Raw genomic sequence first — 15,885 nt, forward strand, 5'->3', positions numbered from 1 at the left:
GCATGTATGAGGTGCGAGTGTACGAAGCCTGCGGGCCGGGACGTATGCTACTTGGGTAGCGGTCTTGGGCTTCGATGGGATGAGAGGGTTTGCGTAGGTTCCCCCAAACACCACACATCCCTGTGGGAGCGGGCTTGCTCGCGAATGCGGTGGGTCAGTTGACATAAATGCTGACTGACACGACGCCTTCGCGAGCAAGCTCGCTCCCACAGGGGTTTTGTGTGATGCAAATTCCATCGTTACCAGGTCAACACCGCCCCCACCGCAAACGTATCGGTATCTTCGTTCTGCGCACTGGTGTCGTGGCCGTCGATACTGAACTGGTTGTACTCAGCCACTAGCTTCAGGTTGTCATTCACGTCATGGAACAGCGCAATCCCGCGGGTTTTATAGTCCGCACCAGTGCCCACCACGCCGTTGCCATCGTCATCGGTCTTGCCGTAGGACAGCGCCAGGCGGTTCTTGCCGAGTTTGTAGGAGCCCTGCATCAGGTAACCGGTGCTGTCGACGTTGCGCAGCGTGGCTTCGCCGGCGTTGTTGGTGAAGAACGGGTTGATGCCCTTGGCCTGGAAGCCGGAACCGGTCAACGACAACCCGCCCATTTTCGCCTGCACGCCGTAGCCGAGGCCTTTGGAGGTGACGGACTGGACGGTGGAATCGGTGTTGTCCGAAGTCTGGTAGCTGCCGTTGACCCAGCTGTAAATCTTCGCCCCGGCGACGTCGAACTGGTAGGTGATCTCGCTCTCGGTGCGCGGGTTTTCCTGGTAGGCCTTGCCCAACGGACTGCTGTCGTTGGTGTCCACCGGGTCCATGATCCCCACCGCTACGCGCAAGCCGTCCATCACCGGCGTGCGGTAGGTGATTTGCGAAGTCGGAAACGGATACGGATAACCGCTGCCGATGTTGCCGAACGACACCCCGCCACCGTCCACCAGCCCCAGGCTGTCGCTGACCTGGCCATAACCGGCGAGCAGTTCATCGAGCAGGATGTTGGAACGGGCAAACAGGCCGAAGTCCTTGCCGATCAGCACTTCGCCCCACTCCGGGTTGGCCACGGTGCCGTAGAACTGCCGCACATCGATGGCAGTGTCGGTGCCGTTGGTTTCGCTGTCGTTGATGGTCACCCAGAACGACGCGCGGGCGCCGAGTTTGAGGTCATCGATCTGCTTGCCCATGTTGAAGCCCAGGTAGTTGGGCAGGAAACCCATCTTGACCCGCGCCTGGCGCCGGTCGAACTGATCGCCGGCGCGGTCGACCTTGCTGTTCACATAGAAGGCGTTGATGTAGCCGTCGGTGGAGAACGTGGTCTGGTCCTTGTCGTACAGCATGATCTCGGCTTCGGCGAATGAGCTCAGGCCAAGGGACGACAGACCGGCGATGACGGCAGGCAGGATTCGATGCGTGAAGTTCTTATTGTTGTGCATGACGCGCTCCGCAACAGGGGACAAGTTGTCGGAGGCGATTATCGAAAGCTGACCGGCGGCGTCATACGCTGCCTTGGCGGCGGTTTTGAAGTGCTTTGGAGGGGCCGGGGATGCGCGGCAAATTCGGTGTAAGACCGGGCCGTGGCAAGGCCCGGAACTTTGGGTGTACGCCTGCGAGCGCGACTGGCGCCCGGAGGAACCGGTCCTGCCTAGACGCCCGCTCTAAACAGCATGTAAACGGCGACCACGATGCAGACGCTGGCGAAGCCGACTTGCAGCGCACGGGCCGGAACCCGGGCGCATAACTGGCGGCCAATGATCATGCCGACGATGCTGGCGACGATAAACGCCACGCCCAAACCATCAATTCTGACGCCTGCATGGAGCGCCCCGATCACGCCAATGGCCGAGATCAAACTGATGACCATCAACGACGTGGCGACGATCCCGCGCATCTGCACATCGGTCAGTTGCTTGAACGCCGGGACGATCAGGAAACCGCCGCCGACGCCGAGCAACCCCGAGACCACGCCGGTCACCGCGCCGAGGGCCGCCAGGGTTGCGGTACATTTGGCGGTCCAGGAAAAGCGCCCGGTCTGTTGATCGAGCATGCAATTCTTCTGGCCCCAGTTGGCGTGGCCGTGGTCGCTCGGGCCTTCGTCCTGACGCTCCCGGCGCAACATGCGCCAGGCCACCATGACCATCAGCAGGCTGAACAGAATCATCAGGATTTTTTCCGGCAACTGATGGGCGAAGTAGATGCCCAACGGCGAAAAAATCGCGCCAAGCAAGGCAATCAGCAACGCCGCGCGATAGCGCACCAGGCCATGGCGTAAGCCGTCGATGGCGCCGACCGCGGCTGCGCTACCCACCGCAAACAACGCAACCGGCGCCGCTTGGGTCATGCTCCAGCCGAGCCCGAGCACCAACGCCGGCACCGCCAGAATCCCGCCTCCGGCCCCGGTCAAACCGAGGACCAGCCCCATCAGCACACCAAAAAAACTTGCCAGCAACATAGGGTTCTCTCAGTCGACCTTGGACACAGCGGTCAGCCACTCGCGGCCCTTGAGCATGCCGTTCCAGTAGAACCACGGCAGCAGGCTCGCCTTGAGCCACCACGCGGAACGACGCGGCACGGTCGGGTCGAGGGGAAAGGTCGGCAGCAACTTTCCGGCATAGCCGAATTCGGCGAGGATCACCTTGCCCTTCTCCACCGTCAGCGGGCAGGAACCGTAGCCGTCGTACTTGAGCGGCAATGGTTGTTGCTTGCGCAGGGCCAGCAGGTTTTCCGCGACCACCACGATTTGCTTGCGCACGGCGGCAGCGGTTTTTGCGTTGCAGGTGGAGCAGATATCGCCTATGCCAAACACCTCGGGATAACGCACATGTTGCAGCGTGTGCATGTTGACTTCGCACCAGCCGGCGGCGTCGGCCAAGGGGCTTTGCTTGATAAAATCCGGGGACACTTGCGGCGGCACGACGTGCAGCAGGTCGAAGGTTTTCTCTTCAATCGTCACCGTGCCGTCAGCATCCTTGACCTCGAACCACGCGCTTTTCGCTGGGCCATCGACCTTGATCAGGTTGGAAGTGAAGGCCAGCCGGGCGTTGTATTTTTCGATGTATTTCATCAGCGGCGGCACGAAGGTCGGCACGCCGAACAACGCGGCACCGGCCAGGTTGAACTCGACGTCGATGTTGTTCAGCACGCCGCTTTTCAACCAGTGATCGCAGGACAGGTACAGCGCCTTTTGCGGCGCCCCGGCGCATTTGATCGGGATCGGAGGCTGGGTAAAGATCGCCTTGCCGCCGCGCAAACCCTTGACCAGTTCCCAGGTGTAGGCCGCGTGTTGATAGCTGTAGTTGGAGGTCACGCCGTGCTGGCCGAGGGTTTCCTGCAAGCCTTCGATCTTCTCCCAGGCCAGGCGCAGGCCGGGGCAGACGATGAGGTTTTGGTAACCGACGGTGCGGCCGTCGTCGAGGGTCAGGTGTTTGCTGTCGGCGGCGATGTCAGTGACGGCGGCTTGCAGCCACGTGGCTTGATGCGGCATCACGCTGGCCATTGAACGCACGGTGTCTTCCAGCGCATAGGCGCCACCACCGACCAGGGTCCAGGCAGGTTGATAGAAGTGTTGGGCGTTGGGTTCGATAACGGTGATGTTTAACGACGGGTCGCGCTTGAGCAGGCTGGCGACAAAACCAATCCCTGCCGTGCCGCCGCCTATCACCACGATATCTGCACTGATGGTTGGGCCCCAGTGTTGATCGTTCATAGGTTGTTCCTTTTGTACTGCTGCACGCATTTAGTCAGGTCAGGCACGCTCTGTGTAGCAGCTGCCGAGGTACGAGGCAGCGTTCGCTCGTAGCAGCTGCCGAGGTACGAGGCTGCGTTCGCTCGTAGCAGCTGCCGAGGTACGAGGCTGCGTTCGGCTGCGAAGCAGTCGTAAAACCTGAGCACGCGGTTTACCTGAAACACCGCGCCGCCTGATTTTACGACTGCTTCGCAGCCGAACGCAGCCTCGTGCCTCGACAGCTGCTACATCGGCCGAACGCAGCCTTCGGCAGCTGCTACAACGGGCATCGTCATGCAAAGCTTTTCAGTACCGCTCCGCAATATAGGCCGGACAGGGTCTTCATTACTTGGATCACTTCGTGACTGGCCAAGCCGTAGAAAATGTATTTGCCTTCGCGGCGAGTCGCGACCAGGCCTTCATCGCGCAGGATGCCCAGCTGTTGGGACAGTGTGGGCTGGCGCACGCCGGTCATGGTTTCCAGTTCGCCGACATTGCGTTCGCCCTGGGTCAACTGGCAGAGGATCAGCAAGCGATCTTCGTTGGCCAAAGCCTTGAGCAGCGCGCAAGCTTTGGAGGCTGAAGCGCGTAGTTGGGCGACTTCACATTCGGTCAGACTGGATTGCATTTGCAGGATGCCTTCGACGTCACTTAAGCTGCAGACATTATGTGTAAACATAAAGTGTTGCAACCGGTTACTGTCTTCCTACCCTTTTCACAGGTCCGTGTCCCATGCCCGCGCTGATTGAAGCCTTCCTCGACCCCGCCTCGTCGACCTACAGCTACGTCGTCTACGAGCAGGACGGCGGGTACTGCGCAATCGTCGACCCGGTGCTCGATTACGACCCGGCCGCCGGGCGCACCACCACGGTCCAGGCCGACCGCGTGATCGCTTTCGTGCGCGCCCATCAGTTGCAAGTGCAATGGCTGCTGGAAACCCACGCCCACGCCGATCACCTGTCCGCCGCGCCGTATCTGCGCCGGGAACTGGGCGGGAAGATTGCGATTGGTCAGTCGATCAGTAAGGTTCAGGGCGTGTTCAAGACCCTGTTCAATCTGGAGCCGGAATTCTGTGTGGACGGCTCGCAGTTCGATCACCTGTTCGCGCCGAACGAATCGTTCATGATCGGCAACCTCAAGGCAACTGGCCTGCACGTGCCCGGCCATACGCCGGCGGACATGGCGTATTTGATCGATGGCGATGTGATTCTAGTAGGCGACACGCTGTTCATGCCGGATGTCGGAACCGCGCGTTGCGACTTCCCCGGTGGCAATGCCAATCAAATGTTCGCCTCGATCCAGAAGTTGCTGGCCTTCCCCGCTGGCGTGCGGCTTTACGTTTGCCACGATTATCCGCCCGAGGGGCGTGAACCGCAGTGCCAGACCACGGTGGGCGAGCAGCGCCAGGGCAACATTCATGTGCATGACGGGATTGATGAAGCGGCGTTTGTTGCCATGCGAACCCAGCGTGATGCCGGGTTGGGCATGCCGAATCTGTTGCTGCCAGCGATTCAGGTGAATGTGCGGGCGGGGAATATGCCGCCGGCTGAGGACAATGGCGTGACGTACCTGAAAATCCCCCTGAACAAACTCTGACCCGTAGCAGCTGTCGAGCCCCGCGAGGCAGCGTTCGGCGGCGAAGCCGTCGCAAAATCCGCAACAGTGCTCTTTCAGGTAAACCGCGTTGAATGGATTACGACGGCTTCGCCGCCGAACGCTGCCTCGCGGTGCTCGACAGCTGCTACAGGGGAATGCGTTTAGGTGCCGAGGGTTAACCCATTCGCCGGCAACGGCAGTGCGGTTTTGTAGCGCACTTGTTTGAGTGCGAAGCTTGAGCGGATGTTGGCGACGCCGGGGACTTTGGTGAGGAAATCCATCATGAAACGCTCCAACGACTGAATCGTCGGCACCAACACCCGGATCAGATAATCCGGATCCCCCGCCATCAAGTAGCACTCCATCACTTCCGGGCGATCCGAAATCGCCTCTTCGAAATGCGCCAGCGCCTCTTCCACCTGCTTCTCCAGGCTGACGTGGATGAACACATTCACGTGCAGCCCCAGCAGGTCGGCGTCCAATAGCGTCACTTGCTCGCGAATCAGCCCCAATTCCTCCATCGCCTTGACCCGGTTGAAACACGGGGTCGGCGACAGGTTCACCGAACGGGCGAGGTCGGCGTTGGTGATGCGGGCATTCTCCTGAAGGCTGTTGAGAATGCCGATATCGGTACGGTCCAGTTTGCGCATGAGACAAAACCACCTGTTATTTTTGTTTATGCAGATTTTTTATCCTCAAATGATCGCCAACGCAACGAAACACAGATAAATATTCTCCTGCGCCGGGCCTATGATGTTTGTAGGACAAGATTTCCATCACCCATGGAATGACGGTCAGCTCACTACAAGAAATTCACAAGATCGAGCGTAGAAGCCATGAACCAAGCGTACGAACCGCTGCGCCTGCACGTTCCCGAACCTTCGGGCCGTCCCGGCTGCAAAACAGACTTTTCCTACCTGCATCTGACCGACGCAGGCCTGGTGCGCAAACCCCCAATCGACGTTGAACCGGCCGACACCGCTGATCTGGCCAAGGGCCTGATTCGCGTGCTCGATGACCAGGGCAACGCGCTTGGCCCATGGGCCGAAGGCGTGCCATCGGAGATCCTGCGTAAAGGCATGCGCGCCATGCTCAAGACGCGGATTTTCGACAACCGCATGGTGGTCGCCCAGCGTCAGAAAAAAATGTCGTTCTACATGCAGAGCCTTGGCGAAGAAGCCATCGGCAGCGCCCAGGCCCTGGCTTTGAACATCGACGACATGTGCTTCCCCACCTACCGTCAGCAAAGCATCCTGATGGCCCGTGAAGTGCCGCTGGTGGACCTGATCTGCCAACTGCTGTCCAACGAGCGCGATCCGCTCAAGGGACGTCAGTTGCCGATCATGTACTCGGTACGCGATCACGGCTTCTTCACCATTTCCGGCAACCTCGCCACCCAATTCGTACAGGGTGTGGGCTGGGGCATGGCGTCGGCGATCAAGGGTGACACCAAAATAGCCTCGGCCTGGATCGGCGACGGCGCTACCGCTGAATCCGACTTCCACACCGCCCTCACCTTCGCCCACGTTTACCGGGCGCCGGTGATCCTCAACGTGGTCAACAACCAGTGGGCGATTTCCACCTTCCAGGCGATTGCCGGTGGTGAAGCCACTACGTTTGCCGGTCGTGGCGTTGGCTGCGGGATTGCCTCCCTGCGGGTCGATGGCAACGATTTCGTCGCGGTATACGCCGCCTCTGCCTGGGCCGCCGAACGGGCGCGCCGCAACCTCGGTCCGACCATGATCGAGTGGGTCACCTACCGCGCCGGCCCGCACTCCACCTCTGATGATCCTTCGAAATACCGTCCCGCCGACGACTGGAGCCACTTCCCGTTGGGCGACCCGATTGCGCGCCTCAAGCAGCACTTGATCAAGATTGGCCAGTGGTCCGAAGAGGAACACACCGCCGTCAGCGCCGAACTGGAAGCCGAAGTGATCGCCGCGCAGAAAGAAGCCGAGCAGTACGGCACCCTCGCCGGTGGCCAGACGCCAAGCGCCGCGACCATGTTCGAAGACGTCTACAAAGAGATGCCGGAGCACTTGAAGCGCCAGCGTCAAGAGTTGGGGATCTGACATGAACGACCACAACACCAGCATTGAATTGGAAACCGCCATGACCACGACCACCATGACCATGATCCAGGCCCTGCGCTCGGCCATGGACGTGATGCTTGAGCGCGACGACAACGTCGTCGTATTCGGTCAGGACGTGGGTTACTTCGGCGGCGTGTTCCGTTGCACCGAAGGCTTGCAGAGCAAGTACGGCACCTCCCGCGTCTTCGATGCGCCGATCTCCGAAAGCGGGATCGTCGGCGTCGCGGTGGGCATGGGCGCCTACGGTCTGCGCCCGGTGGCCGAGATTCAGTTCGCCGACTACGTGTACCCGGCGTCGGACCAGATCATTTCCGAAGCCGCGCGCCTGCGTTATCGCTCGGCCGGTGAGTTCACCGCTCCGATGACGCTGCGCATGCCTTGCGGCGGCGGCATCTACGGCGGCCAGACCCACAGCCAGAGCATCGAGGCGATGTTCACTCAGGTCTGCGGCTTGCGCACGGTCATGCCGTCCAATCCCTACGATGCCAAAGGCTTGCTGATCGCCTCCATCGAAAACGATGACCCGGTGATCTTCCTCGAGCCAAAACGCCTCTACAACGGCCCGTTCGACGGCCACCACGACCGCCCGGTAACCCCGTGGTCGAAGCACCCGGCCGCGCAAGTGCCGGACGGCTACTACACCGTGCCACTGGACGTCGCCGCCATCGCCCGCCCGGGCAAGGAAGTGACCATCCTGACCTACGGCACCACGGTCTATGTGTCGCAAGTCGCCGCTGAAGAAAGCGGTGTCGACGCGGAAGTCATCGACCTACGCAGCCTGTGGCCGCTGGACCTTGAAACCATCGTCAAATCCGTGAAGAAAACCGGTCGCTGCGTGATCGTTCACGAAGCCACCCGTACTTGCGGTTTCGGTGCGGAGCTGGTCGCGCTGGTGCAAGAGCATTGCTTCCACTACCTGGAAGCGCCGATCGAACGCGTCACCGGTTGGGACACTCCCTACCCGCACGCGCAAGAGTGGGCGTATTTCCCAGGGCCGTCCCGAGTGGGCGCGGCGTTGAAACGGGTTATGGAGGTCTGAATGGGCACGCACGTTATTAAAATGCCGGACATTGGTGAAGGCATTGCAGAAGTTGAATTGACGGTGTGGCACGTCAAGGTTGGCGACATGGTCGTCGAAGATCAGGTGCTGGCCGATGTGATGACCGACAAGGCGATAGTCGACATCCCTTCGCCGGTGCACGGCAAGGTGATTGCGTTGGGCGGCCAGCCTGGCGAGGTCATGGCGGTCGGCAGCATTCTGATCAGCATTGAAGTCGAAGGCGCGGGCAACGTTAAAGAGTCCGCGCAGCCTGTTGCTGCTGTTAAAGAAGCACCGGTTGCAGCGCCTGCAAAAGTTGAAGCCGTCGCTGAAAGCAAGCCTGTAGCAGCGCCACGCCCAGCGGTTTGTCAGGGCCCGATGGTTGCCCGTGAAGCCGACGAACGTCCGCTGGCCTCGCCGGCCGTGCGCAAACATGCGCTGGACCTCGGCATCCAGTTGCGCCTGGTGCGTGGCACTGGCCCTGCTGGTCGCGTGCTGCATGAAGACCTCGACGCGTACCTGGCTCAAGGTGAGTCGAATGCCTCGGCACCGGTGGCGGCGTACGCCCAGCGCACCGGCGAACAGCAAATCCCGGTGATCGGCATGCGCCGCAAAATCGCCCAGCGCATGCAGGACGCCACCCAGCGCGCCGCACACTTCAGTTATGTCGAAGAAATCGACGTCACCGCCGTGGAAGAACTGCGCGCCCACCTGAACGAAAAACATGGCGCGACTCGCGGCAAGCTGACTTTGCTGCCGTTCCTGGTTCGTGCCCTGGTGGTTGCCCTGCGTGACTTCCCGCAGATCAACGCCCGTTACGACGACGAAGCCCAGGTCATCACCCGCCTTGGCGCGGTGCATGTCGGCGTCGCCACCCAAAGCGATATTGGCTTGATGGTGCCGGTGGTGCGTCACGCCGAAGCTCGCAGCTTGTGGGACAGCGCGCAGGAAATCTCGCGCTTGGCCACCGCCGCGCGTAATGGCAAGGCCAGCCGCGATGAGCTGTCCGGCTCGACCATCACCCTGACCAGCCTCGGCGCGTTGGGCGGCATTGTCAGCACGCCCGTTTTGAACCTGCCGGAAGTGGCGATCGTCGGCGTGAACAAAATCGTCGAACGCCCGATGGTAGTCAAAGGCCAGATCGTGATTCGCAAGATGATGAACCTCTCCAGCTCCTTCGATCACCGCGTGGTCGATGGCATGGACGCGGCGCAATTCATCCAGGCCATTCGTGGCCTGCTCGAACAACCCGCCACCCTGTTCGTGGAGTAAGAGATGCAAAACTTGAACACCACGCTGCTGATCATCGGCGGCGGTCCTGGCGGTTATGTGACGGCGATTCGTGCCGGCCAGCTGGGCATCTCGACCATTCTGGTGGAAGGCGAATCGTTGGGCGGCACCTGCCTGAACATCGGCTGCATTCCATCGAAGGCGCTGATTCACGTTGCCGAACAATTTCACCAGACACAGCATCACAGTCAGCATTCAGCCCTGGGCATCAGCGTTTCGGCGCCGACCCTCGACATCACCAAAAGCGTCGAGTGGAAGGATGGCATCGTTGATCGCCTGACCACTGGCGTCTCGGCGCTGCTGAAGAAGCACAAGGTCCAAGTCATTCAAGGCTGGGCGAAGGTGATCGACGGCAAGACCGTTGAAGTCGGTGACACGCGGATTCAATGCGAACACCTGGTGCTGGCCACCGGTTCGAAAAGCGTGAACCTGCCGATGCTGCCGATTGGCGGGCCGATCATTTCGTCCACCGAGGCGCTGGCACCGAAGTCCGTGCCTAAACGGCTGATCGTGGTCGGCGGCGGGTACATCGGCTTGGAGCTGGGGATTGCCTATCGCAAGCTCGGCGCCGAGGTCAGCGTGGTCGAGGCTCAGGATCGCATCCTGCCAGCTTATGACGCCGAACTGACGCATCCGGTGCACGAAGCGCTGAAGCAACTCGGCGTGAAGCTTTACTTGAAACACAGCGTTCAAGGCTTTGATTCAGCTAGTAATACACTGCAAGTTCAGGATCCGGATGGCGACATTTTGAATCTGGAAACCGATCAGGTATTGGTCGCAGTCGGCCGCAAGCCGAACACCCAGGGCTGGAACCTCGAAGGCCTGAATCTGGCGATGAACGGTTCGGCGATCAAGATCGACAACCGCTGCCAGACCAGTATGCGCAACGTCTACGCCATCGGCGACCTGAGCGGCGAACCGATGCTCGCGCACCGGGCCATGGCCCAGGGCGAGATGGTCGCCGAGCTGATCAGCGGCAAAACCCGCGAGTTCAACCCTACCGCCATTGCCGCCGTGTGCTTCACCGACCCGGAACTGGTGGTGGTCGGCAAGACTCCGGACGAGGCGAAAGCTGCCGGCCTGGACTGCATCGTTTCCAGCTTCCCGTTCGCAGCGAATGGCCGGGCGATGACGCTGGAATCGAAAACCGGCTTCGTGCGGGTGATCGCTCGTCGGGACAATCACCTGATTGTGGGCTGGCAAGCGGTGGGTGTTGGCGTGTCGGAGTTGTCAACGGCGTTCGGCCAGAGCCTGGAAATGGGCGCACGGCTGGAAGACATCGCCGGCACCATCCATGCGCATCCGACGCTGGGTGAGGCGGTGCAGGAAGCGGCGTTGCGTGCTTTGGGACATGCGCTGCACCTCTAAAACCACACCGATCCCTGTAGCAGCTGTCGAGCACCGCGAGGCAGCGTTCGGCGACGAAGTCGTCGCAAAACCATTGATCGCGTTTTTTCAGGCAGACCGAGTCAGCCGAATTACGACGACTTCGTCGCCGAACGCTGCCTCGCTCCGCTCGACAGCTGCTACGTCGAGAGCATCGATGGTCGTGGAGATCGAATTCCGGGCTGCGAAACCACCCCGGAATGAAGTATTGTTGTCCCCATCCAAAAAACGTCAGAAGCCTTGAACCGTTTCGGCGGTTGTTAAGTGATAGAGGGTGTCATGGGTAACGAAAGCATCAACTGGGACAAGCTGGGTTTTGACTACATCAAGACCGACAAACGCTATCTGTCGTACTGGCGCAATGGCGAGTGGGACGCAGGCACCCTGACCGAAGATAACGTGCTGCACATCAGCGAAGGCTCGACTGCCCTTCACTATGGCCAGCAGTGCTTCGAAGGCATGAAGGCCTATCGTTGCAAGGACGGCTCGATCAACCTGTTCCGCCCGGACCAGAACGCCCTGCGCATGCAGCGCAGCTGTGCACGCCTGCTGATGCCGTTCGTCGAAACCGAGCAGTTCATCGAAGCCTGCAAAGCCGTGGTTCGCGCCAACGAGCGTTTCATTCCGCCTTACGGCACCGGCGGCGCGCTGTACCTGCGTCCGTTCGTGATCGGCGTGGGTGACAACATCGGCGTGCGTACCGCCCCCGAGTTCATCTTCTCGATTTTCTGCATTCCGGTCGGCGCCTACTTCAAGGGTGGCCTGACCCCGCACAACTTCCTGATCTCCAGCTATGACCGCGCAGCCCCACAAGGCACCGGCGCGGCCAAGGTCGGTGGCAACTACGCCGCCAGCCTGATGCCTGGCTCCCAGGCCAAGAAGGCGCACTTTGCCGACTGCATCTACCTGGACCCGATGACCCACACCAAAATCGAGGAAGTCGGCTCGGCCAACTTCTTCGGGATCACTCACGACAACAAGTTCGTCACCCCGAACTCGCCGTCGGTACTGCCGGGCATCACCCGTCTGTCGTTGATCGAGCTGGCTAAATCGCGTCTGGGCCTGGAAGTGGTCGAAGGCGACGTGTTGATCGACAAGCTGTCGGACTTCAAGGAAGCCGGCGCTTGCGGTACGGCTGCCGTGATCACCCCGATCGGCGGCATCAGCTACAACGACCACCTGCACGTGTTCCACAGCGAAACCGAAGTCGGCCCGGTCACCCAGAAGCTCTACAAAGAGCTGACCGGTGTACAAACCGGCGACATCGAAGCGCCAGCGGGCTGGATCGTCAAGGTTTGACCTGACGCCAGCTGCACAAAAGCCCTCCATTGCCTGGCAATGGGGGGCTTTTTTATGAGGTCCGAAGGCAATAGAGATCCCCTGTGGGAGCGGGCTTGCTCGCGAAGAGGCCGGTACATCCAACATAGATGTGACTGATACGCCGCCTTCGCGAGCAAGCCCGCTCCCACACTAATCCCGGTCGAACACATATTCTGTGTTCACGCAGAACCGTGTCTGTTTTCTCCCAGCGCAATCCGCTTACCGCCCCTTCCCTTGATCCCACTGGCCTGCCCATCCTGCTGTTTCCCGGTACGCGCCTGAGTAATCAACCCCGGAATCAACGCCCCCTCAGGCAAATTCTTCCAGAACCTCGCCGGCAGATGCCCCTGCATCACCTTCGGATTCAGCCGCGCCGGGTTGAAGATGTGGCTGTAGTAGGTCAGCCACATATCACCGTGAGGATCGTCAACGTTCTGCGCCAGCCGTTGCCATTCAATCGGGCATTGGCGTTGGTGAATCAACTGTTGGCCATCGTAGTAGACCCCGTCGCGAGGCGTGGCGATCAGCCAGCGGTGGCGGCCCATTCGGGCGACAAAATGCTCGCTGGCGCTGTGCAGGATGTCGTGCGCCGGCTCATGCCACGCGACATATTGCGGGCCTTCGCTGGCTTGAGGCCGCTCGACAAAACGCACGAACGCATGCAGGTGATGGGCTTCGCGCTGCACTTGCTTGATTCGCCGTTGCAGTTCGCTGCCGAGCTTATCGCCGGCCAGCATCGCCGTGCGGTCGCCATGACTGACCCGCCACAACACCTCATACAGCAAACTCCAACGTTGATCGCCGCGATAGCGTGCGGCGCTTTCAAGAATACCCAGCAACGCCAGCGGGATTCGCGCCTGAAACGGACCATTGCCCTCGGGCGGCGCATCATCGCTGGCGAACAGATCAGTGACACCCTCCGACGCCCAACTGACCAGACTCGGATCGACCTCATGACTGAGCAGCCAACGGGCCTGCTGACGCCAGGTCTCGAACAGGTCGTCGCAATCCAGATTGATCATCCCCATAATCCCATCTGTTGCGGCTGCGGCCGGTCACGCAGTTGTTGATACAGCAAGTGACTGGTGACTTCGGCCTGCTGCGGGTGGTAATCGCTGGTAATGATGAATGGCTTGGCCTTGGCCAATACGCAGCGCATGCGTGCCAGGTCTTCGTAGCGAATGTGCCGTTGCTGGCGCAGTTCCACCAGCCGTTCGGTGGTGCGCAGGCCAATCCCGGGAATGCGCGCAATCAATGACGCCGCTGCGCGGTTGAGATCCAGTGGAAACACCTCCCGATTCTCCAATGCCCAGGCCAGTTTCGGGTCAATGTCCAGCGCCAGGTGCCCGGGCCCCTTGAACAACTCGCCAGCAGTGAATCCGTAGCTGCGCAACAGAAAATCGGCCTGATACAAGCGGTGTTCGCGCATCAGCGGCGGCGCGGCGAGCGGCACGCTTTTCGGACTGTTGGGGATCGGGCTGAACGCCGAGTAATACACCCGACGCAGACGGTAGTTGCCATACAGCGCCTGGGCGCTATGCAAAATGGTGCTGTCGTCGGTGTCATCGGCGCCGACGATCATCTGCGTGCTCTGTCCCGCTGGGGCGAATTTCGGCGCCCTAGGTTCGTTGAGCACGGTTTGTTCGCCGGTGTAGATGGTTTGCATCGCTTGTTTGATCGAGCCCAATTGCTTTTCCGGGGCCAGGGTTTGCAGGCTGGCGTCGGTGGGCAGTTCGATGTTGACGCTCAGCCGGTCGGCATAGCGCCCCGCTTCCTCGATCAGCGCCGGATCAGCTTCGGGGATGGTCTTGAGGTGGATGTAGCCCCGGAACTCGTGGTCTTCGCGCAGCAACTTGGCCACGCGGATCAACTGCTCCATGGTGTAGTCCGCCGAGCGGATGATCCCGGAACTTAAAAACAAGCCGCTGACGCAGTTGCGCCGGTAGAAATCCATGGTCAGCGTGACCACTTCTTCAGGCGTGAAGCGCGCCCGGGGCACATCGCTGGAACGGCGGTTGACGCAATACTGGCAATCGTAGAGACAGAAATTGGTCAGCAGGATTTTCAGCAGCGAGACACAACGCCCGTCCGGCGTGTAGCTGTGGCAAATGCCCATGCCATCGGTGGAGCCCAAGCCGCTCTTGCCCTCGGAACTGCGCTTGGGCGCCCCGCTGCTGGCGCAGGACGCGTCGTACTTGGCCGCGTCGGCGAGAATGCTGAGCTTGTCGATGAGTTCCATGGTCAATGCCTGATACTGTTCGGATATACAGTATAGAGTCGGCCTTTCGTGCACAAGCCATCAACGCACCTCTCATCGGACAGGATGAAATCGACGCTATGCCCGATTCGTCACTAGACTTGCCCGTGCACTCGCAATCGACAGGTGTCAGGAAACCATGGGCAAACTCTGGCGAAAGTATCTGGCCTTGCTGGACACCGACTTCACCACGCAGGTGTTCGACAACATCAAGAATCTGCTGGTCTGCGCGTTGCTATTCGCGGCGGGCACCAATGCGTTGCACAGCGAGCACCATCCGTACATGGGGCTGCTCACCTCGGATGTGGCGGGCTGGGCGCTGATCGCGGTATCGGCGCTGCTGATGCTGCTCAATGTCAGCGACGGTTTGCGGCGCTTGTCCCGACTGCCGTATCACACGGCGTTCCAGGTGATTTTATTTTTGATCTACCTGGTGCTGGCGGTGCGGGTGGTCGAGTATGTCTGGGATTTCCGGGCGTAGGAAAGATCGGTGGGCAGCACCAGCTCAAACCGCGCGCCCATCTCCTTGCGCCCCACCGCCGTCAACGCCAATGCCCGACTGTCCAGGTCCTGGGTCACCCATTTACGCTTGATCGCCACCTGCAACAACGCCGCCCCCAGCGAGCCGCCCAGATGCGGCCGGCGCACGCTCCAGTCCAGGCACGGGCAGGCGAAGCGGCGACGCTTCGTGCTCAAATCCTTGACCTCGATACCCAACCCTTCGAAAAACGCTTCGCCGCTGTCGCTCAGTTGATAAACCTGCTCGTCGGTTTCCAGCACCCACCCCGCCTCAATCATCCGGTCGTGCAGCAACACCGCCAAGGTGCCGGCCATATGGTCGTAGCAGGTGCGGGCGAATTGCAGGCGATCCGGCGTGCGCGGGTTGAAGGTCGGCGCGGCGTTCTGGCCAATCACCATCAAGGCTTCCAGCGCCTGAGCCACCCGTTTGTCAGCGAGGCTGTAATAACGATGGCGGCCCTGAACGTGCAGCCGCAACAGTGCCAGTTCCTTGAGTTTGGCCAGGTGCGCGCTGGCCGTGGAGGCACTGACCTCTGCAATGGTCGCCAGCTCGGTGCTGGTGCGGGCGTGGCCGTCCATTAGCGAACAGAGGATTTTCGTCCGGGCCGGCTCCGCAATCGCAGCTGCCACTTGAGAGACGCCGATGTCGTGTTGTTCAACGTTCATATTTCGC

The 15,885-nt window shown here is 60.7% G+C and carries 15 protein-coding genes; 7 read left to right on the forward strand and 8 right to left on the reverse strand.

The features are described from left to right. Positions 1 to 239: 239 nt before the first annotated feature. From NK667_RS14285 to NK667_RS14300, 4 genes are all read right to left on the reverse strand, one after another. Positions 240 to 1,424: a porin gene (locus NK667_RS14285; protein WP_054615169.1), complete on the reverse strand. Its 1,185-nt coding sequence runs from the start codon at positions 1,422 to 1,424 to the stop codon at positions 240 to 242. A gap of 209 nt (positions 1,425 to 1,633) precedes the next feature. Continuing rightward, positions 1,634 to 2,440 carry a sulfite exporter TauE/SafE family protein gene (locus tag NK667_RS14290; RefSeq protein ID WP_054615170.1) on the reverse strand — a complete coding sequence of 269 codons (807 nt, stop codon included), beginning with the start codon at positions 2,438 to 2,440 and terminating at the stop codon, positions 1,634 to 1,636. A 9-nt stretch (positions 2,441 to 2,449) separates the two neighbouring features. Next, the gene (locus NK667_RS14295; RefSeq protein ID WP_054615171.1) at positions 2,450 to 3,694 is read right to left on the reverse strand and encodes an NAD(P)/FAD-dependent oxidoreductase; all 1,245 of its coding nucleotides are present in this window, start codon (positions 3,692 to 3,694) and stop codon (positions 2,450 to 2,452) included. Between the two features lie 310 nt (positions 3,695 to 4,004). Then, on the reverse strand, positions 4,005 to 4,340 hold the full coding sequence (locus NK667_RS14300; protein WP_054054409.1) for an ArsR/SmtB family transcription factor: 336 nt from the start codon (positions 4,338 to 4,340) through the stop codon (positions 4,005 to 4,007). Positions 4,341 to 4,444: 104 nt separating this feature from the next. Here NK667_RS14300 and NK667_RS14305 point away from each other — a divergent pair, with 104 nt between their 5' ends. Beyond that, positions 4,445 to 5,308 (forward strand): MBL fold metallo-hydrolase, encoded by an 864-nt coding sequence (locus tag NK667_RS14305; protein WP_054615172.1) that lies wholly within the window; start codon positions 4,445 to 4,447, stop codon positions 5,306 to 5,308. A gap of 161 nt (positions 5,309 to 5,469) precedes the next feature. Here NK667_RS14305 and bkdR read toward each other — a convergent pair whose 3' ends face one another. After that, positions 5,470 to 5,958 carry a Bkd operon transcriptional regulator BkdR gene (bkdR, locus tag NK667_RS14310; protein WP_054054414.1) on the reverse strand — a complete coding sequence of 163 codons (489 nt, stop codon included), beginning with the start codon at positions 5,956 to 5,958 and terminating at the stop codon, positions 5,470 to 5,472. 186 nt (positions 5,959 to 6,144) lie between these two features. Here bkdR and NK667_RS14315 point away from each other — a divergent pair, with 186 nt between their 5' ends. The 5 genes from NK667_RS14315 (at position 6,145) to NK667_RS14335 (ending at position 12,415) form a co-directional block, all read left to right on the forward strand. Continuing rightward, positions 6,145 to 7,380, forward strand: a complete 1,236-nt coding sequence (locus NK667_RS14315) for a 3-methyl-2-oxobutanoate dehydrogenase (2-methylpropanoyl-transferring) subunit alpha (protein ID WP_054054416.1) — start codon at positions 6,145 to 6,147, stop codon at positions 7,378 to 7,380. 1 nt (position 7,381) lies between these two features. Further along, the gene (locus tag NK667_RS14320) at positions 7,382 to 8,440 is read left to right on the forward strand and encodes an alpha-ketoacid dehydrogenase subunit beta (RefSeq protein WP_054054417.1); all 1,059 of its coding nucleotides are present in this window, start codon (positions 7,382 to 7,384) and stop codon (positions 8,438 to 8,440) included. Continuing rightward, complete coding sequence (locus NK667_RS14325; RefSeq protein ID WP_054615173.1) at positions 8,441 to 9,712, forward strand: dihydrolipoamide acetyltransferase family protein; 1,272 nt, start codon at positions 8,441 to 8,443, stop codon at positions 9,710 to 9,712. It begins immediately after the preceding gene. Between the two features lie 3 nt (positions 9,713 to 9,715). Continuing rightward, positions 9,716 to 11,098 carry a dihydrolipoyl dehydrogenase gene (lpdA, locus tag NK667_RS14330; RefSeq protein WP_054615174.1) on the forward strand — a complete coding sequence of 461 codons (1,383 nt, stop codon included), beginning with the start codon at positions 9,716 to 9,718 and terminating at the stop codon, positions 11,096 to 11,098. Between the two features lie 297 nt (positions 11,099 to 11,395). Beyond that, positions 11,396 to 12,415, forward strand: a complete 1,020-nt coding sequence (locus NK667_RS14335; RefSeq protein ID WP_054615175.1) for a branched-chain amino acid aminotransferase — start codon at positions 11,396 to 11,398, stop codon at positions 12,413 to 12,415. Positions 12,416 to 12,615: 200 nt separating this feature from the next. Here NK667_RS14335 and NK667_RS14340 read toward each other — a convergent pair whose 3' ends face one another. Together NK667_RS14340 and NK667_RS14345 are read right to left on the reverse strand one after the other, a co-directional pair. Then, positions 12,616 to 13,458 carry a TIGR03915 family putative DNA repair protein gene (locus NK667_RS14340; protein WP_054615176.1) on the reverse strand — a complete coding sequence of 281 codons (843 nt, stop codon included), beginning with the start codon at positions 13,456 to 13,458 and terminating at the stop codon, positions 12,616 to 12,618. Further along, positions 13,455 to 14,675 carry a putative DNA modification/repair radical SAM protein gene (locus NK667_RS14345; RefSeq protein ID WP_054615177.1) on the reverse strand — a complete coding sequence of 407 codons (1,221 nt, stop codon included), beginning with the start codon at positions 14,673 to 14,675 and terminating at the stop codon, positions 13,455 to 13,457. The genes NK667_RS14340 and NK667_RS14345 overlap by 4 nt, the downstream gene beginning before the upstream one ends. A 157-nt stretch (positions 14,676 to 14,832) precedes the next feature. Here NK667_RS14345 and NK667_RS14350 point away from each other — a divergent pair, with 157 nt between their 5' ends. Then, the gene (locus NK667_RS14350) at positions 14,833 to 15,174 is read left to right on the forward strand and encodes a hypothetical protein (protein WP_054054428.1); all 342 of its coding nucleotides are present in this window, start codon (positions 14,833 to 14,835) and stop codon (positions 15,172 to 15,174) included. On the opposite strand, the gene NK667_RS14355 is transcribed toward NK667_RS14350, so the two are convergent. Next, positions 15,120 to 15,878: an ArsR/SmtB family transcription factor gene (locus tag NK667_RS14355; RefSeq protein WP_054615178.1), complete on the reverse strand. Its 759-nt coding sequence runs from the start codon at positions 15,876 to 15,878 to the stop codon at positions 15,120 to 15,122. The genes NK667_RS14350 and NK667_RS14355 overlap by 55 nt on opposite strands. Between the last annotated feature and the right edge of the window lie 7 nt (positions 15,879 to 15,885).

The organism is Pseudomonas nunensis, assembly GCF_024296925.1.
Lineage (GTDB): Bacteria > Pseudomonadota > Gammaproteobacteria > Pseudomonadales > Pseudomonadaceae > Aquipseudomonas > Aquipseudomonas nunensis.